Source organism: Pseudoalteromonas sp. SA25 (assembly GCF_011378705.1).
Classification (GTDB): domain Bacteria; phylum Pseudomonadota; class Gammaproteobacteria; order Enterobacterales; family Alteromonadaceae; genus Pseudoalteromonas; species Pseudoalteromonas arctica.
In genome coordinates, this window is record NZ_WTKV01000009.1 from 29,314 (window position 1) to 50,249 (window position 20,936).

Annotated in this window: 22 protein-coding genes; 9 read left to right on the forward strand and 13 right to left on the reverse strand. The window is 39.2% G+C overall.

Translation table 11 applies throughout. The features are described from left to right. Positions 1-81 precede the first annotated feature (81 nt). Entirely contained in the window at positions 82-318 is a 237-nt protein-coding gene (locus GQR45_RS09185) for a YgjV family protein (protein WP_002962663.1), read from the reverse strand. Between the two features lie 288 nt (positions 319-606). Here GQR45_RS09185 and GQR45_RS09190 point away from each other — a divergent pair, with 288 nt between their 5' ends. Further along, a complete protein-coding gene (locus GQR45_RS09190; RefSeq protein WP_002962665.1) occupies positions 607-1,263 on the forward strand; it encodes a Crp/Fnr family transcriptional regulator in 657 nt (218 codons plus the stop codon). 48 nt (positions 1,264-1,311) lie between these two features. Here GQR45_RS09190 and GQR45_RS09195 read toward each other — a convergent pair whose 3' ends face one another. Next, on the reverse strand, positions 1,312-1,878 hold the full coding sequence (locus GQR45_RS09195) for a phosphoribosyltransferase family protein (RefSeq protein ID WP_007377478.1): 567 nt from the start codon (positions 1,876-1,878) through the stop codon (positions 1,312-1,314). 183 nt (positions 1,879-2,061) lie between these two features. Next, on the reverse strand, positions 2,062-3,357 hold the full coding sequence (pepB, locus tag GQR45_RS09200; RefSeq protein WP_007587159.1) for an aminopeptidase PepB: 1,296 nt from the start codon (positions 3,355-3,357) through the stop codon (positions 2,062-2,064). A gap of 123 nt (positions 3,358-3,480) precedes the next feature. Here pepB and sfsA point away from each other — a divergent pair, with 123 nt between their 5' ends. From sfsA to GQR45_RS09240, 8 genes are all read left to right on the forward strand, one after another. Next, positions 3,481-4,200 (forward strand): DNA/RNA nuclease SfsA, encoded by a 720-nt coding sequence (gene sfsA, locus GQR45_RS09205; RefSeq protein WP_165725717.1) that lies wholly within the window; start codon positions 3,481-3,483, stop codon positions 4,198-4,200. 316 nt (positions 4,201-4,516) lie between these two features. Beyond that, positions 4,517-4,960, forward strand: a complete 444-nt coding sequence (gene dksA, locus GQR45_RS09210; RefSeq protein ID WP_002962671.1) for an RNA polymerase-binding protein DksA — start codon at positions 4,517-4,519, stop codon at positions 4,958-4,960. A 20-nt stretch (positions 4,961-4,980) separates the two neighbouring features. Continuing rightward, positions 4,981-5,925, forward strand: coding sequence for a tRNA glutamyl-Q(34) synthetase GluQRS (gluQRS, locus tag GQR45_RS09215; protein ID WP_165725718.1), 945 nt, complete (start codon positions 4,981-4,983; stop codon positions 5,923-5,925). A 78-nt stretch (positions 5,926-6,003) separates the two neighbouring features. Beyond that, positions 6,004-7,485 carry a polynucleotide adenylyltransferase PcnB gene (gene pcnB / locus GQR45_RS09220; protein WP_007587164.1) on the forward strand — a complete coding sequence of 494 codons (1,482 nt, stop codon included), beginning with the start codon at positions 6,004-6,006 and terminating at the stop codon, positions 7,483-7,485. A gap of 4 nt (positions 7,486-7,489) precedes the next feature. After that, on the forward strand, positions 7,490-7,975 hold the full coding sequence (folK, locus tag GQR45_RS09225; protein ID WP_007587165.1) for a 2-amino-4-hydroxy-6-hydroxymethyldihydropteridine diphosphokinase: 486 nt from the start codon (positions 7,490-7,492) through the stop codon (positions 7,973-7,975). 30 nt (positions 7,976-8,005) lie between these two features. Next, the gene (gene panB, locus GQR45_RS09230) at positions 8,006-8,800 is read left to right on the forward strand and encodes a 3-methyl-2-oxobutanoate hydroxymethyltransferase (RefSeq protein ID WP_007587166.1); all 795 of its coding nucleotides are present in this window, start codon (positions 8,006-8,008) and stop codon (positions 8,798-8,800) included. Then, the gene (gene panC, locus GQR45_RS09235) at positions 8,800-9,648 is read left to right on the forward strand and encodes a pantoate--beta-alanine ligase (RefSeq protein ID WP_007587167.1); all 849 of its coding nucleotides are present in this window, start codon (positions 8,800-8,802) and stop codon (positions 9,646-9,648) included. Before panB ends, panC begins: the two co-directional genes overlap by 1 nt. Before the next feature lie 33 nt (positions 9,649-9,681). Further along, the gene (locus GQR45_RS09240) at positions 9,682-9,918 is read left to right on the forward strand and encodes a hypothetical protein (protein WP_007587168.1); all 237 of its coding nucleotides are present in this window, start codon (positions 9,682-9,684) and stop codon (positions 9,916-9,918) included. Positions 9,919-10,151: 233 nt separating this feature from the next. Here the strand turns inward: GQR45_RS09240 and GQR45_RS09245 are convergent, their stop codons facing one another. The 10 genes from GQR45_RS09245 to GQR45_RS09290 all read right to left on the reverse strand — a co-directional run bounded on the left by GQR45_RS09245 (position 10,152) and on the right by GQR45_RS09290 (position 20,929). Beyond that, complete coding sequence (locus GQR45_RS09245) at positions 10,152-11,120, reverse strand: phosphate ABC transporter substrate-binding protein PstS family protein (RefSeq protein ID WP_010554592.1); 969 nt, start codon at positions 11,118-11,120, stop codon at positions 10,152-10,154. A gap of 115 nt (positions 11,121-11,235) precedes the next feature. Continuing rightward, a complete protein-coding gene (gene phoR / locus GQR45_RS09250; protein WP_010554593.1) occupies positions 11,236-12,543 on the reverse strand; it encodes a phosphate regulon sensor histidine kinase PhoR in 1,308 nt (435 codons plus the stop codon). 65 nt (positions 12,544-12,608) lie between these two features. Next, positions 12,609-13,298 carry a phosphate regulon transcriptional regulator PhoB gene (phoB, locus tag GQR45_RS09255; protein ID WP_006791869.1) on the reverse strand — a complete coding sequence of 230 codons (690 nt, stop codon included), beginning with the start codon at positions 13,296-13,298 and terminating at the stop codon, positions 12,609-12,611. Positions 13,299-14,291: 993 nt separating this feature from the next. Continuing rightward, complete coding sequence (fba, locus tag GQR45_RS09260) at positions 14,292-15,356, reverse strand: class II fructose-bisphosphate aldolase (protein WP_165725719.1); 1,065 nt, start codon at positions 15,354-15,356, stop codon at positions 14,292-14,294. A 201-nt stretch (positions 15,357-15,557) separates the two neighbouring features. Then, positions 15,558-16,733, reverse strand: a complete 1,176-nt coding sequence (locus GQR45_RS09265) for a phosphoglycerate kinase (RefSeq protein ID WP_007587175.1) — start codon at positions 16,731-16,733, stop codon at positions 15,558-15,560. Between the two features lie 64 nt (positions 16,734-16,797). Then, entirely contained in the window at positions 16,798-17,814 is a 1,017-nt protein-coding gene (epd, locus tag GQR45_RS09270) for an erythrose-4-phosphate dehydrogenase (protein ID WP_165725720.1), read from the reverse strand. 178 nt (positions 17,815-17,992) lie between these two features. Further along, positions 17,993-18,655 carry a peroxiredoxin-like family protein gene (locus GQR45_RS09275; RefSeq protein WP_165725721.1) on the reverse strand — a complete coding sequence of 221 codons (663 nt, stop codon included), beginning with the start codon at positions 18,653-18,655 and terminating at the stop codon, positions 17,993-17,995. Between the two features lie 74 nt (positions 18,656-18,729). After that, complete coding sequence (locus tag GQR45_RS09280) at positions 18,730-19,479, reverse strand: SIMPL domain-containing protein (RefSeq protein WP_165725722.1); 750 nt, start codon at positions 19,477-19,479, stop codon at positions 18,730-18,732. Positions 19,480-19,569: 90 nt separating this feature from the next. After that, entirely contained in the window at positions 19,570-20,247 is a 678-nt protein-coding gene (locus GQR45_RS09285) for a hypothetical protein (protein WP_165725723.1), read from the reverse strand. A gap of 58 nt (positions 20,248-20,305) precedes the next feature. Continuing rightward, positions 20,306-20,929: a 3'-5' exonuclease gene (locus tag GQR45_RS09290; RefSeq protein ID WP_165725724.1), complete on the reverse strand. Its 624-nt coding sequence runs from the start codon at positions 20,927-20,929 to the stop codon at positions 20,306-20,308. Positions 20,930-20,936 lie beyond the last annotated feature (7 nt).

The window sequence follows — 20,936 nt, forward strand, 5'->3', positions numbered from 1 at the left end:
CGCTTCAAGCTGGACTGCACAAAAACTGAAGTTTTTGATTTTAATTAAAACCATTAACTTACTTTGTGCAGATAACTTATTTTAGCTTTTAGCGTCTTCAACTTTAGGTTGGCGATATATTTTTATAATGTGGTATAAATTTACAAGCGACAATAAGCCGTTGGTAAAAATAACAGGCACTGCGCCAATGGCAACACCGTATGCAGTAAATACAATACAACCAAACATGTTGTACCAACGTAGTTTTACTACATCTGTCATTGTTAACGATGCAACCAATAAAGCTGATGCAATATAACCTAAATATTCCCAACTCAATTGTTCTCTCCTAGCCTTTAGGTTAGCATTACATGTACTGCTATCTTATGGCACTTGTAAGTATTGCAAAGTTACAACAAAATAAAAAAGCTAACCTGCTTAAAAAACCTGAAAAAGTTTGCCGGAAAAGACCAGCAAATTCTTAAATCATTACACGGGAAATGAAGGTAAAATAATACTCTTAGCAAAGCTAATAATATTAGTAGCAAGTTAGCGTAAATTCTTAGTGTCTTAATGCTATCGTCATTAAGATGTAATAAATAGGACAAATGTCCGAAGAGCACATTGATGTTTCAATACCATTTTTCTAGTTACCTTGTTGATCAGCTTTTAACCTTTGCCGGTAGTAGCTATCAACAATCAAAAAAAGAAGTTCTGATCCATCAAGATCAGCCTTTAAGCAAGCTTGTGCTTGTACGCAGTGGCACTGTGTCGTTTAGTTACGACGTAGGTAATGGACGACGCCTGCTGTTAGGACAATTGGATTGTAACAACACCCTTATTGGTGAAATAGAAGCGCTAAATAATAATCCGTGTATATATACGGTAACGTGCTTTAGCGATGTCACTTATAACCTTATTGAATTAAGGCATTGGCGTGCTCTACTGCTTGAAAAACCAGAACTAAGCTTATACACAGCACAAACTATTGCGGCTAAGTTTCAGGAAAACCAAAAAATCAATTTAGATAAGTTATTACTACCACTTAGCTATAACATAGCTAAAGATTGCTTACTAAGGGCCGAGAACAACAACCCTACGCTACTTAGAGCCTACCCAACTGTAAATGCTGAAGCCGAACGTTTTGCTACCACTGAGCGAGCTTACAGACGTGTTGTTACAGAACTCGTAGAAAAAGGCTTGGTACTTAGAAGTAACGATGGCTTGCAAGCAGTCGATATACCAAAACTAAGTGAATACGTAGATAGCTTTGCTCAGCTTTAAAATAAAAAAAGGCCTTAACGGCCTTTTTTTATTTATGCAAATTACTAATTACTTCTCTAGCAAAATGTCATGAATTTTCGCAAGATCAGATTTACCAGCAATAATTTCATCCGGTGTTAAACCCGATAATTCATGCGGGAACACTAACCACTCTTCAGATTCATGAATATAATAATCTGGAACAGTGTCTACTTTTGAGTTTTTTGGCTTGTAGTACGGGCATGCAATACGAATATCACGTGGCAAGTTTAAGCGCATAAGCTCTGAAAGCTTTTCTTTTAATGCAACAATACTACGACCTGAGTCAAATACATCATCAACAATTAATAATGAATCACCTGCATTTGCGTTCTCTACAATGTAATGTAAGCCGTGTACTTTAATTTCTTTCGACTGTTTACCAATACCGTAATAAGACGATGTACGTACTGCAATGTGGTCAGTCTCAATGCCTTTGTAATCGTAATATTCTTGAACAGCAATACCGATCGGTGCACCACCTCGCCAAATACCAATAATAAAATCAGGACGAAAGCCATCTTGGTATACTTGTGCCGCTACGCGGAACGAATCTTCAAGCAGCTGTTGAGCTGTGATGTAGCACTTATCTGACATAATTAGAAACCCCAGTGGTGGATATAAGATTTGAGCGCAGCTTAGAGTTAAGCAAAAATTAAACTCAAACAGGTATTGGCGACTGATTTTACCGTAAATGAAATAAAATTGCTTGCCTGTAAATTAAAAAATAGGCACCCAAGGGTGCCTATTTTTAGCGTAAAAAGCGTAATTTAGTAAATATTATGCTTTTTCTTGTAAAGTACGAGCAACTGTACGCATACCTTGAGTTGTTGCACCCGCTGCCCATTGACTTGTACTGCCCATGTTAAATGCAGCCGCTAAATCGATGTGTACCCAGCCTTTGCCATCGTTTGGCACAAAGCGCGATAAAAAGCCTGCAGCATTCGATGCACCGCCATAACCGCCACCTTTTTGCGCACGGCTATTTGCCGTATCAGCATAAGGAGATGGGCAGTTTTGTTGATGCCATTTTTCAAGAGGAAGTGGCCAAGCAGCTTCCATTTCTTGAGATGCAAAACTCTCAACTTCACGTACAAGTTCTTTATCAAGTGCAAATAATGCATTGTACTCTTGACCAACAGCAACAAGCGCTGCGCCAGTTAGTGTTGCTGCATCAATAATAAGTGGAGCGCCAGTCTCACCTGCGGCCATTAGGCCATCGGCAAGTACTAAGCGACCTTCAGCATCGGTGTTTACAATTTCAACTGTCGTGCCATTTTTATAAGTAAGAATATCACCTAATTTGTATGCATGACCCGAAATTAAGTTCTCAGCACAACATAAAAACAGTTTAATACGTTTTTCAATACCACGGTTAATAGCCAATGCTAAACCTGCAGTTACTGTTGCAGCGCCGCCCATGTCGCACTTCATACCAAGCATACCTTCGCTTGATTTGATTGAGTAACCACCTGAGTCAAACGTAATACCTTTACCTACAAGCGCTGCACTTACTGGTGCATTTTCGTCGCCTGTTGGGTTGTAATCAAGCTCAAGCAATACTGGCGGGCGAACACTACCGCGACCAACAGCATGAATACCAATCCACTGTTGTTCTAGTAACGCATCACCTTTAATAATTTGGTAACTTACATGCTCAGGCGCTAATGATTGAATAAACTCAGCCGCTTTTTCAGCAAGGCTTTCTGGGTAAATGTCATCGGCAGTCCCGTTAACCATTTCACGTGCCCAAATTGCTGACGTTTTTAAGTGAGCAAGTTCTTTAATATCTGATTGTGCGTTATCAACAAAATCAACACCGTTTAACGATTTTGGTGTTACAAAGCCTTGATAAAAAGCCCACTGACTTTCTGTACACCAAGCATCGCCTGCTAATTCAACGTTTTTAATACCTTGGATTGCAATAGTACGACCAGCTTTTTGAACATTTTTCAATGTTTCTTGCTCAGACAAATGAACAGTTGCACCGCGCTCATTAAAAGACAATGACGCATTATCGCCCCAATGACTCGCTGCTGCTTGTTCGCTTAGTTGAACAACAAATTTTTCACTCATGTTAGAATACCCTTGCACTTAAATGTGCCACCGAGTTTACTATAGAGCGCTTAAGTTCCCAACAGCTTGAGATAAATAACATAAACCACACTGCTGTGCAGTATTTACGCTTTGGAAGTTATCATGAAGTACACGCCAACTCTGCAACCTGCCACCTTATTAAAACGCTACAAACGCTTTTTAGCTGATTTACAATTAAGTGATGGCAGTGAATTTACCGCCCACTGTGCTAATACGGGTAAAATGACGGGATGCGCAGAGCCGGGTTTTGCTGCTTTTTATTCAACAAGCGATAACGCAAAACGAAAATACCCGCATTCATTAGAGCTTACGCAAAATAACTTATCGCAGCTTATTTGTGTAAATACAGCAGTGGCTAATAAAGTAGTAGAAGAAGCAATAAACAATAATGTAATAAGCGAGCTACTCGACTACAGTCAATTGCAAAGCGAAGTAAAGTGCGGCAGCGAAAACAGCAGAATCGACTTTTTGCTCACTGACGAAAATAAGCCTGATTGCTACGTAGAAGTTAAATCAGTCACATTATTAAGCGAAGATGCACCACAAAGCGGGCAAGGCTACTTTCCTGATGCGCAAACACTGCGCGGACAAAAACATATTCGCGAACTAATAGAAATGATCGAACAAGGCCACCGAGCAGTATTACTGTTCGCTGTTTTGCATGAAGGAATAAATACAGTAAGTGCAGCTGCGCATATTGATAAAAAATACGCCACGCTATTAAGCCAAGCAATAATAGCCGGCGTTGAAGTATTAGCATACAAGGCCACAATTTCTGCTAATGAAGTTTTACTTCATAAAAAAATAGTATTTGCACAATAGTGTATTAAACCAAGGGATTGAACTAAGCGTAATTTGCAAAATAAGCAAAGTACTCAAATTAAAAAAAGTTATACAAAGTGAATTATAAAAATTAACTTGTTTTTAAAGCTTTTGCCCACATAACAAGGCAAGTTTTAGAAAGCGAATATGTGAATTAATTAAAAGTGTAAATAGACTATTAATACACTTTTTACTCAGTAAGCATGGTTGAAGCTAATTCGATTAATTAAAAATAAATTTGCCTAGGATATAAGATTCTGTTATTTATACCGCCGGCTAATGCTGAGGCATTAAATTAAGGATTTAGGAGAGAGTTATGCCAGACCAAAAGAAACATGGTTTATTGGCTCAAGCCGGTTTAGAACCATACCAAGAAAAACCAGGCGAAGAGTACATGAATGATGCACAACGTGCTCATTTTAGAGCGATTTTAGAAACTTGGCGTAATGATTTACGTAACGAAGTTGATCGTACTAAATCGCACATGCAAGACGAAGCTGCTAACTTTCCTGACCCAGTTGACCGCGCTGCACAAGAAGAAGAGTTCTCTTTAGAACTTCGTACTCGTGACCGCGAACGTAAATTAATCAAAAAAATTGAAAAAACAATTAATTTGATTAAAGAAGATGATTTTGGATTTTGTGAGTCTTGTGGCATCGAAATTGGCATACGTCGCTTAGAAGCTCGTCCTACTGCCGATTTATGCGTAGACTGCAAAACACTTGCAGAAATCAAAGAAAAGCAATCTGGACGCGGCTAATTAATACTTATTAATTAGTTATGTCTCCTACAGCCGTTACTGCGCCTATGCGTAAATATCGCGGTCGTTTTGCACCGTCTCCTTCTGGGCCATTACATTTTGGCTCACTTGTAGCGGCTGTGGGTAGTTATCTAGATGCAAAAGCTAACCAAGGAGATTGGTTAGTTCGTATAGAAGACATTGACACTACGCGCGTGGTTAAAAACGCCGACTCCGATATTCTTAATACCTTACATGCCTACGCCCTTCACTGGGACGAACCTGTTGTATATCAAACGCAGCGTCTGCCTTTATACCAAGATATTACCCACTCACTTTTAAAACAAAACCTTGTTTATGGTTGCACCTGTACTCGCAAACAAATAAAAGCCATTGGCGGTATTTATCAGGGGCATTGCCAAACACTTAATCATAATACTCAATCCGGTGCGCTTCGCTTAGTTCAGCAATATCCAACGACTCAATTTAATGACTTAATTCAAGGTGATATAACGGTAAATAGCGCCCTTTCCCATGAAGATTACTTAATTAAACGCAGCGATGACTTATTTGCATATCAACTTGTTGTGGTCGTCGATGATATTGATCAAGGGATTAATCGAATTGTAAGAGGTGCTGATTTAATTGAGCCAACCGCTCGGCAAATTAGTTTATTTAAACAACTCGATAGCCCTGTGCCTGAATTTGCTCATTTACCTTTAGCGGTTGCCAAGCCTGGTTTCAAATTGTCTAAACAAAATTATGCTCCTGCCATTAGCAAACAAAATCCAAAGCCTGCTTTAATTAGTGCATTTGAATTTTTAGGATTGCCTGTTATAGCTGATTTAATCGATTTAAATATTGAACAATTAATCGCTTGGGGAATTAAAAACTTTAGCTTAAAACAGGTACCACAAGTATCCGAAATACAAATTTCTCAGCATCCACGTAGTCAGAAAGTCCAATTTACACATTTAAGTAAATAAAATAGCTAAAAACGGCTTAATTTCAACACATCAACTTAATTTTTAAACCCTGCTGGTATATGATAGCCGCCTAAATATATGCTAATTACGTCAAACAGCTTGTACTGGGCTATAACCGCCCCATTTGCTGTAACTTTTGATTGCGATGCAGAGTCAATCACACCTTCTAGGAGACAGACTATTATTTCCAAGCTTTTTCAATTTTGCCGACAAATAATCGGCCCGAATACCAGTGCCGAAAGCGCTTCTGTAAGCAGTGAACCTATTGTTGTCACTCGTGGTGAGCATGGTATTTCTCGCAAACAATTTAGCCCAAATGCAATCAAAGTATTATACCGCTTAAAAGACGGTGGCTACGATGCCTACCTTGTTGGTGGTTGTATTCGCGATATATTGTTAGGCCAACAGCCAAAAGATTTTGACGTAGTTACTAATGCCACGCCAGATCAAGTAAAAAAACTATTTAGAAACTGTCGCCTTATTGGTCGTCGCTTTCGTTTAGCACATATTGTATTTGGCCGTGAAATTATTGAAGTGGCGACTATGCGTGGCCACCACGAAGCGCAAGAAGACAAAAATCAAATAAGCCAATCAAGCGATGAAGGCCAATTACTACGTGACAACGTATTTGGCAGTATTGAAGAAGATGCAGAACGCCGCGACTTTTCAATCAATGCACTTTATTACTCAATCAAAGATTTTAGTATTCACGATTACGCCAACGGCTTAGCGGCAATTAAAGCTAAACAAATTGAGCTAATCGGCGACCCTGAAACGCGTTACCGCGAAGACCCTGTTCGTATGTTACGTGCAGTTCGCTTTGCTACTAAACTTGATATGAGCATTGCGCCTAAAAGTGAAAAGCCAATTAGCGAGCTTGCAAGTTTGCTTGATAACATTCCGCCAGCACGTTTATTTGAAGAAATTCTTAAGCTGTTTTTAAATGGCAAGGCCGAAGCTAACTTTTTAATGCTGCGTAAATACGGCTTATTCCGCTCATTGTTTCCTGAGCTTGATAAAATCTTAGATAAAAATCCAAGTGGCTTAGAACACACGCTTATTCAGCAAATGTTTCAAAATACCGACAAACGTATTAATGCAGATAAAAAAGTAACACCAGCGTTTATTTTTGCCGCACTACTTTGGTTCCCGCTGCTTGAACGTACTAAAAAGATTCAAAGCCAAGAACAACTTGCAGAATACGATGCTTTCGCACAAGCAATGAATAAAGTACTAAGCGATAACTCACAACACATTGCGGTTCCTAAACGCTTTACTTTAGGTGCTCGCGATATTTGGCATATTCAGCACCGTTTGGATAAACGTGCAGGCCAACGTGCTTACAGACTAACGCAGCAACCTCGCTTTAAAGCCGCCTACGACTTTTTACTCTTACGCGTAGATGCAGGCGAAACACAGCACACTGAGCTTGCCCAGTGGTGGACACAATACTTAAGCCAAGATATAAACGGCCAAAAAGAGATGGTTAAAAACTTAGGTCACCAAGGTGGTCCTAAGCCGCGAAAGCGCCGTCGACCTACTAAAAAGCCAGCTGAGTAATAACATGCACTGTGTTTATTTGGGTTTAGGTGCCAACCTAAACTCACCAAAAGAGCAGCTTGATAACGCGGTAATCGCGCTTAAAAAGCTGCCTAATTGTGAATTTATAAACGTATCGCATTACTATGCAAGTAAGCCTATGGGCCCACAAGATCAACCAGACTATATCAATGCAGTAGCGTGCATTAAAACGACCCTTGAGCCAGAGCAATTACTTGATTTAACGCAACGAATTGAACTTGAGCATGGTCGAGTAAGAAAGGCTGAACGTTGGGGTCCACGCACTCTTGATATAGATACTCTATTATTTGATGATCAAATTATAAATACGGTGCGCTTAACTGTGCCTCATTATGGTTTGAATAATCGCGAGTTTGTGGTTTATCCACTATTAGAGCTTGCACCTGAACTTATTTTACCTAGCGGCATTGCATTAAAAACCATTGCAAATAATTTACCGCTCAACGACTTACAACAATTACCTCTGTAATTAACCTAGGCTTTTGCCTGCGAGGATATTATGTCTAAAATAACCGTTTCTACTTTAAATAAAATGAAAGCAGAAAATAACAAAATTACTGCATTGACAGCCTACGACGCTAGTTTTGCAAAGTTATTTCATGATAACGGCGTTGAAGTTATTTTAGTGGGCGACTCTTTGGGCATGGTACTACAAGGCGGCGATGACACCCTTGGCGTAACCAATCAAGATATTGCATATCATACCCGCTGTGTACGCGCTGGTAGCCGCGAATTATTTGTAATTGCTGACTTACCTTTTATGACCTACTCAAGCGTAAGTGATACTTGTAAAAATGCAGCTGAGCTTATGCGCGCTGGCGCAAACATGATTAAGCTTGAAGGCGGAGAATGGCTTTACGAGAGCATTAAAACGCTTACTCAACAAGGTATTCCAGTTTGCGGGCATTTAGGCCTTACACCACAGTCAGTACATGTATTTGGTGGCTTTAAAATACAAGGTCGCGAAGAAGACAAAGCACAAAAAATGATTGATGACGCAAAAGCACTTGAAGCTGCTGGCGCACAATTATTAGTACTTGAATGTATTCCAAGTGCATTGGCAAAACGCATTACAGACGCCCTAAGCATCCCAACAATTGGTATTGGTGCGGGCAGTTTAACTGACGGCCAAATACTGGTAATGCATGACCTTGTTGGTATTTCAGCAGGTTACATTCCTAAATTTTCTAAAAACTTTTTGCTCGAAACAGGCAATATGCCTGCAGCCGTTCAAAAGTATTGTACAGACGTTAAAAATGGCGCGTTTCCAAGCGCTGAACACGAGTTTAAATAATGCAGTCAATTACTGAAATCAGATCGTTACGTAGTCAAATTAAAGCATGGCGCCAAGCGGGTCTTAGCGTGGCACTTGTGCCAACAATGGGCAACTTGCACCGTGGGCATTTTTCGCTAGTAGAAAAAGCAAAAAACTTAGCCGATAAAGTCGTTGTGAGTATTTTTGTTAACCCAATGCAATTTGGTGCTAACGAAGATTTAGATAACTATCCTCGTACACTAAACGAAGATAAACAAGGCCTTGCAGAACTAGGCACTGATATTGTATTTACCCCAAGTGTAGAAACAATTTATCCAAATGGACTTGGCGCACAGAGCTTTGTAGATGTGCCTGATATTTCATTAGGTTACTGTGGTGGCTCACGTCCTGGTCACTTTAGAGGTGTTGCCACGGTAGTTACAAAATTATTTAACCTTGTACAACCCGATTACGCCTGTTTTGGTGAAAAAGATTTTCAGCAACTGCAAGTAATTAAAACCATGGCACGCGACCTATCAATTCCGGTTGAAGTTATTGGTGTACCTACAATGCGAGAAGTTTCTGGCCTTGCTATGAGCTCACGTAATGGTTACTTATCTGATGAGCAAAAAGCGACTGCAACCGTATTATTTAAAGCACTTAATACATGCGCTGAGCAACTTAAAAGCGGCGAAAAAGACTTCGTAAAACTTGAAAGCTTAGCTAAACAGAGCTTAGAGCAAGCTGGCCTAAAGCCAGACTATTTTGAGATTGCTCAACGAGATACATTAAAAACTGCTACAATCGAAGATACTCAATTTGTTATTTTAGCCGCAGCCTATTTTGGTGGTGTTAGATTGATCGACAATATTCAAGTCGAAATTTAATATTATTGCGACTCCATTTTAAGGATAAGAAGCATGCACACTTTAATAAAAACAAGCGTAGTCGCCCTTACTTTTGCACTATTAGTAGGTTGCCAAAACCAAGTTGAAAACCCTGAAATGAATCAGTGTGCTCAGCAAAATTACCAATGCGAAAGTACATGTGAACAGCAAACAACTGCTGAGGGCTTAAAGCAGCAAGTATGCTCTGGAAAATGTGTTGAGAGCTACAACCAATGTAAAGCACAAGCCGAAAAATTAGGTAATATTTAATTCCTTAAAGTTTTTAGTTTTAGGCAATAAAAAACCGCTCAGTGAGCGGTTTTTTATTGCCTATGGTTTATCATACCAATTTTATTAAAAACATGACCATTCTAGCGTATTAAATAACTCACTAACTACGTTAAAAATTATTTATATAGAACAACTATGTATCATAATTTTAGCCTTGTTATTGCGCTATTTTCTTATCGCTATAATAACTCACTAATTTAATGCAATTGGTATTAGTTCAAACCAAGCTTTTTAAGTTCTGTTTTTACTAGCTTTGCAGAAAGTGGTACATAACCATCTTTTTCTACAATTTGCTGACCATCTTTTGAAAGTACCATTCTTAAAAATTGTTCTTCCATAGGTGATAGCGGCTTATTCGGGTGTTTATTCACATAAACATATAAAAAGCGCGATAGCGGGTATTTACCTTGCGCAACGTTATCAAGTGTTGCATCAACAAAGTTATCGCCTTTTTTAGCAAGCGGTACTGTACGTACGCCCGATGTTTTATAGCCGATACCAGAGTAACCAATTGCATTTAATGAAGATGAAATTGACTGTACTACTGATGCAGAACCCGGTTGCTCATTTACGTTATTACGGAAATCACCTTTACACAGTGCTTTCTTTTTAAAGTAGCCATAAGTACCTGACACTGAGTTACGTCCATAAAGCTGAACGTCTTTAGCAGCCCAATCGCCTGTTAGGCCGACATCGCTCCAACGATTAACTTGCTCTGGTGCGCCACATTTACGAGTAGATGAAAAAATAGCATCTACTTGGTCAATACGAAGACCTTCAATTGGGTTATCTTTATGTACAAATACAGCAAGTGCATCAATAGCTACGCGAACTTCTGTTGGCTTGTAACCGTAACGTTTTTCGAACGCTTCGATTTCTTTAGATTTCATTTTACGGCTCATTGGACCTAGGTTAGCTGTACCTTCGGTAAGTGCCGGTGGTGCAGTAGAAGAACCTGCCGCTTGAATTTGAATATTTACATTTGGGTAAATACGTTTGTACTCTTCAGCCCAGAACGTCATCATGTTGGCTAAAGTGTCAGAACCTACTGATGAGAAGTTACCTGAAACACCACTAATTTTTTGATACTCAGGAATATCTTGGTCTAAAGCAACTGCTTGTGCAGATACGAAAGTTGTAACAGCCACACCCATTGCGGCAACTAAGTTTTTAAATTTCATGTAGGGTTCTCCGGTTTGTTCGTCCCATTTTCTAACTGCTGCCCACTCTAAAGTGAGTACATGACAGTTACATTACTCTTAAATGACACTTTTATGACTTTGCTTTTCAGCCTAATTACTTAGCTAGCGAAACTATCTTATCTATTGAAAATTCGAAAGAAAAACACGAACCTTTGTTAACTTCGCTGCTAATATTTAATTTGCTATCGTGGCGCGTTAGTACATGTTTTGTAATCGCAAGCCCTAAACCTGAGCCACCTGTTGTTCTGCTGCGGGCTTTATCAACACGATAAAAACGCTCAGTTAAACGGTTAATATGCTCTGGCGCAATACCATCACCATTATCGGTAACACTAAAACGCGCTTTATTGTTTTTGCGCTGCCAACACACTTCCACTTTGCCACCGGGTTTAGTGTAATGAATGGCGTTAAATACTAAATTAGAAAACGCACTACGCAGTTCATCCTCAGAGCCTTTAATATCAAGGGTTTTATCGATATTAAAAATAAGCTCATGGCCTTTGTCTTGATTAATTGAGTTTGCCTCAGTGTGAATATAACCAAGTAATTGCGGTACGTTTATGGCTTTATCGTTATCTTGGCGACGAGCACCTTCAATACGCGAAAGCGATAGTAATTGGCTGACTAAGCTATCCATGCGCTTGCATTGTTCAAGCATAGTATTTTGCGCTTTGTTCCACATTGCTGGCGGCGGCATCATGTCGCCATCCATCATCTCAAGATACCCAGTAACCACTGTAAGCGGTGTACGTAGTTCGTGTGACACATTGGCTACAAAGTCTTTACGCATCTGTTCTAGCTGTTTTAAGCGCGTTACATCACGCACAACAACCATAAGTTGCGTGCTTGCATAAGGCATAACCCTAAATTCTAGTACTTGCTCAATGCTATGACCGTTATCCAGCTCAAGCGCGTCGTCAAATTCACCTTTGTGCATGTATTTAGCAAACTTAGGTTCGCGAATTAAATTATCAAGACGCTGACCATGATCGGTTGGCCACTGCAAACCAAGCACTTTAAGCGCTAATTGATTACACCACACAATACTTAAATCGTTTTGTAATACCACTACCGCATCAGGTACTGCTTCAGCTCCATCGCGAAAGCGACGAATTAAATCAGCAAGCTCATTACGTTTTTTACGATTACGGTGCTGTAGATGATAAATACCTTCAAACACTTGCTCCCATGCACCCTCGCCCTCAGGTGGATTAAAGCTACGTTGATTAAGTAGCCAATCGCTCAAACGATAAAGTTGATGGTAGTGCCAAATAAGGAGGGAAAAGGATCCTAAAAATAAAAGCAAAAATGGCGCGCCAACCAGCACACCAATTAATAGTAAGGGTAAAAAATAGATAAACAGGCGCTTTACTAACGCCTGCTTATTAACAACTCGATACATACACTCACTTTACCTTAGAGTAGTAATACATGCGTATTTCATACATTAGCTAAGCTTTAAGCTGATCACAGCTTACTTGAAAAACGATATCCAGCACCACGTACAGTTTGCACCAAACGGTCATGTCCAAGTGGGCCAATTGCTTTACGCAGACGACGAATGTGCACATCAACCGTGCGATCTTCTACGTAAACATTAGTTCCCCATACATGATCAAGCAGCTGTTCACGGCTATAAACACGCTCTGGGTGAGTCATAAAAAAGTGCAGTAATCTAAATTCGGTTGGCCCCATATCAAGCTCGTTACCTTCTGAGGTAACACGATGCGAAATAGGGTCTAAACGCAGGCCATGTACTTCAATAGCTTCTTCTAATGAGGTTGGCGATACACGGCGAATAACCGCTTTAATACGCGCCATAAGCTCTTTAGGAGAAAACGGCTTAGTTACGTAATCGTCAGCACCTACTTCAAGACCGCGTACTTTGTCTTCTTCTTCGCCACGGGCTGTAAGCATAATAATTGGGATTTGGCGGGTGTGTTCGTTTTGCTTAAACTTTTTAGCAATTTGAATACCACTTCCACCTGGTAACATCCAATCAAGTAAAACCATATCTGGGTAAGGCTCAACCATAGCTGCAATAGCAGAGTCGTAATCTTCTGCTTCAATTGCTTGAAATCCATTTTGCTCTAAAACAAAAACCAACATCTCCCTGATAGGAGCTTCGTCATCTACGACTAGTACTTTACGTGACATTCCAATTTATCTCTTACGCTATCGAATTAGTTTTCATTATTATGACTAAGTATGACATTTTTATGAAAGTGTAACGTGTAAATTAAAATGGTGGTAAAAAAAACACAAATTAGTGACAAAAAACCTCATTAACGTCATATTTTTAAAACCTTTTTAATATTTAACGTAATAAAAAGAGATTTACGATAAATTTATAAAATAGCTAATTTTTGAAATTATCTGCTTTTTGTCGCTAGTTGAATCATTAAATAATACAAAATTAACTGGGATCATTTTTTTACTAACCAAGACTTTTTTACAGATCGATCGTTTAAAAGTAGCTTTAAAGCTATTTTAAAATTAACAAACCCGCCTGTGTAACAATCAATACGTTTAAAAATAGATCTAAATTTTACTAAGCCCAAATAAAGGATCAGATTTTTACCAAGCCGATCCACTCTCAGATCAGAGTTGTACCTAGTCAAAGCCATAAGTTGTTGATTGTTTATACAAATAAATAACGATCAAATTATCTCAGAGCCTAAAATAGCGAAAAAGTGTATTTGGCTTAGTAAAGTAATGATCCGAAAAGGCTATGTTAGTAAATGCGTGATCCCAAAGTACGGCATTGATAGTACAGCGATCTGATCAATAGAAGCCGTAACCTGCAATATAAAAAGGGCTGACATTAAAAAAGCCAGCAACAAAGTTACTGGCTTAGGGCCTGTTGACCTTTCAGGATTAAAATTTGTTCAATCTAGGGGCGATTTAATCGCGGCGTGAGGTTTGTAACCTAGCGGGCTAAGTAAAAACCGAGCAACAAAGAGTAAATTGCCCCTAGGCAGAACCCTTCGGGCAGCGCATGTTTGGCATTTATTCCACGTTATCGTCTATTTATGGGGAATAAAACCACACTGCATAGGCTCTGCCTTGCCTAAATACCAAACATATTGCTGCAAATTTAACCTCGAAAGATAAACAGGCCCTAATAATGATCAATTATAAATTGATCTATTATCTAATTTTAGGGTCTAGCTCGCCGCTTGAGTATTTAAGGTGCATTTCATCAAGTGAAATTGGCTTAATTTTACTAGCCTGACCAGAAGTGCCAAACGAGTTATAGCGTGCAACACAAATCTCTGTCATTGCTTTAGTTGCCTCAGCTAGGTATTTACGTGGATCGAAGTTAGATGGGTTTAACGCCATATGACGGCGAATTGCACCGGTAGATGCTAAACGTAAATCGGTATCAATATTTACCTTACGAACACCAAACTTAATGCCTTCAACAATCTGTTCAACTGGCACACCATAAGTTTCTGGAATTTCGCCACCATACTGATTAATAATTTCTAACCATTCTTGAGGAACTGAAGATGAACCATGCATCACTAAATGCGTGTTAGGAATACGTGCATGAATCGCTTTAATGCGATCAATCGCTAAAATGTCATCTGTTGGTGGGCGAGTAAATTTATAAGCTCCGTGCGAAGTACCACAGGCAATTGCAAGTGCATCAACATGTGTTTTATTTACAAAGTCAGCCGCTTCTTCAGGGTCTGTTAGCATTTGCTCAGTGGTTAGTAACCCTTCTGCGCCAACACCATCTTCTTCGCCAGCTTCACCTGTTTCAAGTGAACCAAGAACACCTAGCTCGCCTTCAACCGATACGCCACAAGCATGAGCCATAGCAACAGTTTCGCGCGTTACTTCTACATTGTATTCGTAGCTTGAAGGAGTTTTACCGTCGCTCATTAACGAGCCATCCATCATTACTGATGAAAAACCAAGCTGAATTGAACGCTGACATACACCTGGCGATGTGCCGTGATCTTGATGCATAACAACGGGAATATGTGGCCATTCTTCAACGGCTGCTAAAATCATATGACGAATAAATGGAGCACCAGCATAAGCACGTGCTCCAGCTGATCCCTGAACGATTACTGGGCTGTTTGTTTTGTCAGCCGCTTCCATTATTGCGCGCATTTGCTCTTGATTGTTAACGTTAAAAGCAGGTACGCCGTAACCATGCTCTGCTGCATGATCTAAAAGTTGTCGCATACTGATTAAAGCCATTGGGTATTCTCCAATTTATCGACAGTAGTTCCCTACCATCTAGTTTGAACGGATGTGTTAGTTTGGCGTTATAACAACGCCACGAAAAACCACTGCTTTGCAGTAATATTCCATCTAAATTAACTATTAAATTAGGGTGAGAGGTATTTAATAATTAATTGTCGGTGAGGGCTATTACCCCCTCACCTTACGCTACTAAAATTACTTAGCGCGCGACTCTAGCATTTCAACTGCTGGAAGTTTTTTGCCTTCTAAAAACTCTAAGAACGCACCACCACCAGTAGAAATATAAGAAACTTTATCGGCAATGCCGTATTTATCAATTGCGGCTAAGGTATCACCACCACCAGCAATTGAAAACGCATTTGAGTTAGCAATTGCTTGTGCAATAGCACGTGTGCCATTACCAAATTGGTCAAACTCGAACACGCCAACAGGGCCATTCCATACAACAGTGCCCGCATTTGCAATAATTTTTGCAAGCTTGCTCGCTGTATCAGGACCAATATCAAAAATCATATCGTCGCTTGTTACTTCGCTTACATCTTTAAGCGTAGCTACAGCAGATTCAGAAAACTCATTACCAACAACTACGTCAGTCGGTACCGGAATTTCACCATTATTAGCAATCGCTGCTGCACATAAGCGGTTAGCTTCATCCATTAAATCTGGTTCGTAAAGCGATTTACCAACTGGGCTACCTGATGCAGCAATAAAGGTATTTGCAATACCGCCACCGGTAACTAATTGGTCAACAATTTTAGAAAGTGAATCTAAAACGGTTAGCTTAGTTGAAACTTTAGAACCACCAACAATCGCCACTAATGGACGAGCTGGGTTATCAAGTGCTTTGCCTAACGCTTCTAGTTCAGCTGATAACAATGGACCTGCACATGCCACATCAGCAAATAAGCCAACGCCATGCGTAGATGCTTGTGCACGGTGAGCCGTACCAAATGCATCCATTACATATACATCACACAGTGCTGCAAGTTGCTTAGATAACGCTTCGTCGTTTTTCTTCTCGCCTTTGTTAAAGCGCACATTTTCAAAAACAACAACTTCGTTATCAGCAATATCAACACCGTTTAGATAATCTTTTTCTAAACGTACAGTTTGCTCAAGGGCATCGTTTAAGTAATCAGCTACAGGTGCTAGCGAAAACGCTTCATCATATTCCCCTTCCGTAGGACGGCCAAGGTGTGACATAACCATTACTTTAGCACCCATCTCAAGCGCTAATTTAATAGTAGGTAGTGCTGCACGAATACGCGCATCTGACGTCACTTTACCTGCTTTAACTGGTACATTTAAATCTTCACGAATTAATACGCGTTTGCCGTTTAAATCTAAATCTGCCATTTTTATGACCGACATGAACATCTCCTTAGTTAACGATACTGAACCTGAAAAATACGTTTAAAATTATTATATTAATAAATTACTTATTCACTGCCATCATAGCACGCGCGGTGTCGAGCATACGATTAGCAAAACCCCATTCGTTATCACACCATACTAATAACTTTATCAGTCGTTTGTGACTAACACGTGTTTGTGTGCCATCAATAATACAAGAATGTGGGTCGTGATTAAAATCAACCGATACAAGCGGCTCTTCGGTATAACTTAAAATACCTTCTAAGCGGTCTTTTGCTTGTGCTTTAAGTGCGCTATTTACTGCGTTTAAATCTACATCGGTATTAACCGTTACACTTAAATCCATTGCCGTGACATTTATAGTCGGTACACGTACGGCTATGGCTTCAAAACGGCCTTTAAATTTAGGTAAAATACGATCTATACCACGGGCGAGCTTTGTATCAACTGGAATAATTGATTGGCTTGCAGCGCGAGTACGGCGTAAATCATGATGATAACCATCAATCACTTGTTGATCGTTCATCGACGCATGAATCGTTGTAATAGCGCCCGACTCAATACCAAATGCATCATCTAATACTTTAATAACCGGCACAACACAGTTAGTTGTACACGAGCCGTTAGACACAATTGTGTGCTCGCTTTTAAGCTCATCGTCGTTAATGCCATACACAATCGTAGCATCAACATCGTTATCGGCCGGATGCGAAAACAACACCTTTTTAGCGCCTGCGGTAATATGTAACTGCGCATGTTCACGCGAGTGATAAACACCCGTACATTCAAGTACAACGTCTACATCGAGCGTTTGCCAAGGTAATTCAATTGGGTTTTCTTCACAAAAAAGTGCAATGGTATCGCCTGCAACACTAATGGTGTCTTCACCAAGTTTTACAGGAAAAGAAAAACGACCGTGGGATGTGTCGTATTTTAATAAATGAGCAATAGCTTCAGGATCAGCAAGTTCGTTAATCGCAACAATTTTTATATCGTCGCTCAAACCAGACTCGTATAACGCGCGGACAATATTTCGACCAATACGACCAAAACCATTAATTGCAAGTTTGATTGCCATGAAATATAAAATCCACTCTTTTAGCGTGCAGATAAAGGCAATACGCCTTTTAGATGTCTGTATTGTAATCGACCTTGCATCTGATTATAAGAGGGAAGCATTAGAAACTTTAAATTAAGGTTAAAGAGCTTAGGCATTGCAAGCTCTTCGAGGGTTCTGACTTCTTAAATTAAGTTTTTTATACTAAATTTTTCAATGCATTAATTATATCTTCTGGCTCAGAACGAGTACGATAATCAACATCAACATAACGCCAAGTCACTTTACCTTGTTTATCTAAAACAAAGGTGGCGGGGATCGGTAAAACACGACTATTACCATTATTAACCGACTCTAAATCTAGGCCTCGGTCTACTCGCATATGTTCTAATAAAAATGTGGGTACTTGCCATGCTACGCCGTAGCTTGCTGCTACATCGGCATTTTGGTCCGACAGCACTAAAAAATCCATTTTACTTATATCGCTTTCGCTCATTGAGCCATCGGGTACTTGTGGGCTAATAGCCACCAATTGTGCGCCTAATGCGTGAATTTCAGGTAAACGTGCTTGAAGCGCTTTGAGCTGTAAATTGCAGTACGGACACCAACTTCCACGATAAAAAGTAACAACCACAGGCCCTTTAGGAAGTAACTCGGTTAACTGCACCGATTGACCATGTTGATTTGGTAACTCAAAACTTGGTGCGCTTTGGTTTAAATCAAGTGCATTAGCACCTTGTTGAAACGCTTTTGCTTGTGTAATCGTTTCATCAACACCTTTCATAAAATCAGGATTACCTTTACGCCCTGCCGCTATTTTTGCCTCAGTTTGTGCTTTTAACGTGTTATTTTCATCGCTCATAATATGGCTACCTTCAAATTAATCAAAAACTTAAAGCCAGCTTACAGTACGAAAATGTATTTAAAATGAAAATTTTAGTTAGTTATTTCTAAATCAAACACCACGTTTATTGATGAGGTGATGCTTATTATTGAATTGGTACTTATTGTTTTATCTACATACCGTTTATGTTCGAAGGGGTATGAATTATTTGTATAGCCCGATAAAACTGAGTGCTTTGCATCGCCTTCATTATCACCGAAATTCGTTCGGTTTGAATTCGAATTGATGCTGTAAACTTTCCCAAGTTTAGCGCTAAATGCTTTAGCAAGCAGGTTCCCTTTAGCTATTGCATCATCTACTGCAGCTTTTGTTGCCTGCGCCTCTAACAACTTTGCTTTTGAAGATACACTCTCGATTGCTATAACATTATTTATTTTTACGCTTTGTGCAAATTCAATAAAACCATCTATTTTTTTAATATCGTTTATTGTTACTTTAACCGTTTTTAGTGCTAAGTACTTATCGCCTGAAACAGTCCCCGTTTCTGTACCAATAATATTGTATACATTGCTTTTTAAACCAGAGATAAAAACATCGTCTTGCTCAAAGCCATATTTATCGACTCCTTCTAGTAACAAGTTAATCTGGGCATCAAGATCTCGTTTAGCCTCAAGCAACGAATCTTTAGTGCTCGATACTTCAAAGGAAACTTGAGCCATATCAGGCTCAACTAATAGCTCAGCAGTCCCTTGCACTGCAATATGACGATTTGTAGGTAAGCTTGAATTAGCAAAAGAGATAAGAGGAAATAAGGTTAGAAAAATAGTGGTAATGAGTTTCATGTTACGTCCCTAAAAAAGTTCCATGCTGGGCTATGCGTAAATACTAATAAATAACAGCCAATCGTGTTTCTGCCAAATGTTTAATTAAAGCTAATCTTTTACCTCTGGCTTAATCGTTTTTTCTTTGTGTGGGTTAGGTATTAATGCTGAAATATTTTCTTGTGAAATAATAAGTAACTTATCTTGTTTATTATCATAAACAAATAAATTCCCCATTGTTGAGGCTACTATTTGAACATTTTTAATTTGAGTTACTTTACTCTTAGCAATTGGATAATTTAATGACAAGTGATAATTCATTGTTCTTTCATTTATTATATCTTTACTGTGTGAATGCGCCAACATAGTAGGGTATGTAGATATTATAAGTCCTAAAAATAACATGACTGAGTAACTAGGTTTTAATAAATAGAACGGGTAACCAAAGCCATAATAAAGTTTTTTTAAAACGGTTGTTTTACTAGGATCTGGCATATGTCCTGAGCGCCAATTTAAATAAATTGCTGTTAAAACGATGATCGCAGTATAAAGAGTAACAAGTAAAGGATTTGAAATCAGTGCCAGTAAAAAGTCACTTATTTCAATGAAGTTGAATACATCAACCGAGAAGTTATTAAGTAAAACGTAAAGATACACAACACCTGATAAACTACCCAGTAAGTAAAGAATAGTAAGAAACACACCAAAATTATTGTGGATGTACTTTTTAACTGCTTTAAGGTCATTGTTTAACTGGTTGTAATACTTACTGGCGGCTTCAATTACCATAATAAATCCTTTTAAAATTCTTATCTTAACAAAATAATTAGTAAATGCTGTAGTTTTGTTAAATTATTGACCTCAACTGCAACTCTTTGCCACGGCTTATTTGATGGCACTGAGCTAGCAGTAACTCCGCAGTGGCTTGTGCGTCAGTGAGGGCATGATGGCAATGATAGCTTGGTAACTCATAACGTGTGCGGCATGCATTAAGGGTTAAATCATCTTGTTTTATTTCAGTTGAATGATGGAGTAAGCGCTTTTGTTCAATATGGAGTGTGTCGATTATGAGTTTAGGACGTGTAGTTATATTGGCATTTTTAAGCGCTATTTTTAAAAAGCCCCAATCGAGCATGGCATTATGAAACACTAAAATACAGTCGCTAAAATGGCAGCTCAATTGCGTTAATATACTGCACAAGCTCTGTCCTTTTGTTATAGCATCGTCGCTAATTCCATGAAAAACAGGACTTTGCTCAAGGCTTTTTACGTCTTTATTTATAAGGTGCTGCGACTCGCTCATTTTTATACATTGGTTATCTATTATCACCCACGCTACCGATACAATTTCGTGCTGTTTTGCATCAAGCCCAGTGAGCTCTAAATCAATCACCAAATAACGTTGTTGTAAGGCATTTTTGCCTAGTAATTTACGGCGCTTTAAATACCGAGTGAGTAGCTTTTTTACCATGTTAGTA

Bases quoted from the DNA above. Each gene is read 5' to 3' on its own strand.
- fba (WP_165725719.1), bottom strand. From the start codon at position 15,356: ATGGCTTTAATCAGTATGCGACAACTTTTAGATCATGCAGCAGAGCAT.
- folK (WP_007587165.1), top strand. From the start codon at position 7,490: ATGCACTGTGTTTATTTGGGTTTAGGTGCCAACCTAAACTCACCAAAA.
- sfsA (WP_165725717.1), top strand. From the start codon at position 3,481: ATGAAGTACACGCCAACTCTGCAACCTGCCACCTTATTAAAACGCTAC.
- GQR45_RS09190 (WP_002962665.1), top strand. From the start codon at position 607: ATGTTTCAATACCATTTTTCTAGTTACCTTGTTGATCAGCTTTTAACC.
- GQR45_RS09285 (WP_165725723.1), bottom strand. From the start codon at position 20,247: ATGGTAATTGAAGCCGCCAGTAAGTATTACAACCAGTTAAACAATGAC.
- pcnB (WP_007587164.1), top strand. From the start codon at position 6,004: ATGCTAATTACGTCAAACAGCTTGTACTGGGCTATAACCGCCCCATTT.
- phoB (WP_006791869.1), bottom strand. From the start codon at position 13,298: ATGTCACGTAAAGTACTAGTCGTAGATGACGAAGCTCCTATCAGGGAG.
- GQR45_RS09195 (WP_007377478.1), bottom strand. From the start codon at position 1,878: ATGTCAGATAAGTGCTACATCACAGCTCAACAGCTGCTTGAAGATTCG.
- GQR45_RS09275 (WP_165725721.1), bottom strand. From the start codon at position 18,655: ATGAGCGATGAAAATAACACGTTAAAAGCACAAACTGAGGCAAAAATA.
- phoR (WP_010554593.1), bottom strand. From the start codon at position 12,543: ATGTATCGAGTTGTTAATAAGCAGGCGTTAGTAAAGCGCCTGTTTATC.
- GQR45_RS09280 (WP_165725722.1), bottom strand. From the start codon at position 19,479: ATGAAACTCATTACCACTATTTTTCTAACCTTATTTCCTCTTATCTCT.
- pepB (WP_007587159.1), bottom strand. From the start codon at position 3,357: ATGAGTGAAAAATTTGTTGTTCAACTAAGCGAACAAGCAGCAGCGAGT.
- panB (WP_007587166.1), top strand. From the start codon at position 8,006: ATGTCTAAAATAACCGTTTCTACTTTAAATAAAATGAAAGCAGAAAAT.
- GQR45_RS09265 (WP_007587175.1), bottom strand. From the start codon at position 16,733: ATGTCGGTCATAAAAATGGCAGATTTAGATTTAAACGGCAAACGCGTA.
- gluQRS (WP_165725718.1), top strand. From the start codon at position 4,981: ATGTCTCCTACAGCCGTTACTGCGCCTATGCGTAAATATCGCGGTCGT.
- GQR45_RS09290 (WP_165725724.1), bottom strand. From the start codon at position 20,929: ATGGTAAAAAAGCTACTCACTCGGTATTTAAAGCGCCGTAAATTACTA.
- epd (WP_165725720.1), bottom strand. From the start codon at position 17,814: ATGGCAATCAAACTTGCAATTAATGGTTTTGGTCGTATTGGTCGAAAT.
- GQR45_RS09240 (WP_007587168.1), top strand. From the start codon at position 9,682: ATGCACACTTTAATAAAAACAAGCGTAGTCGCCCTTACTTTTGCACTA.
- GQR45_RS09245 (WP_010554592.1), bottom strand. From the start codon at position 11,120: ATGAAATTTAAAAACTTAGTTGCCGCAATGGGTGTGGCTGTTACAACT.
- dksA (WP_002962671.1), top strand. From the start codon at position 4,517: ATGCCAGACCAAAAGAAACATGGTTTATTGGCTCAAGCCGGTTTAGAA.
- panC (WP_007587167.1), top strand. From the start codon at position 8,800: ATGCAGTCAATTACTGAAATCAGATCGTTACGTAGTCAAATTAAAGCA.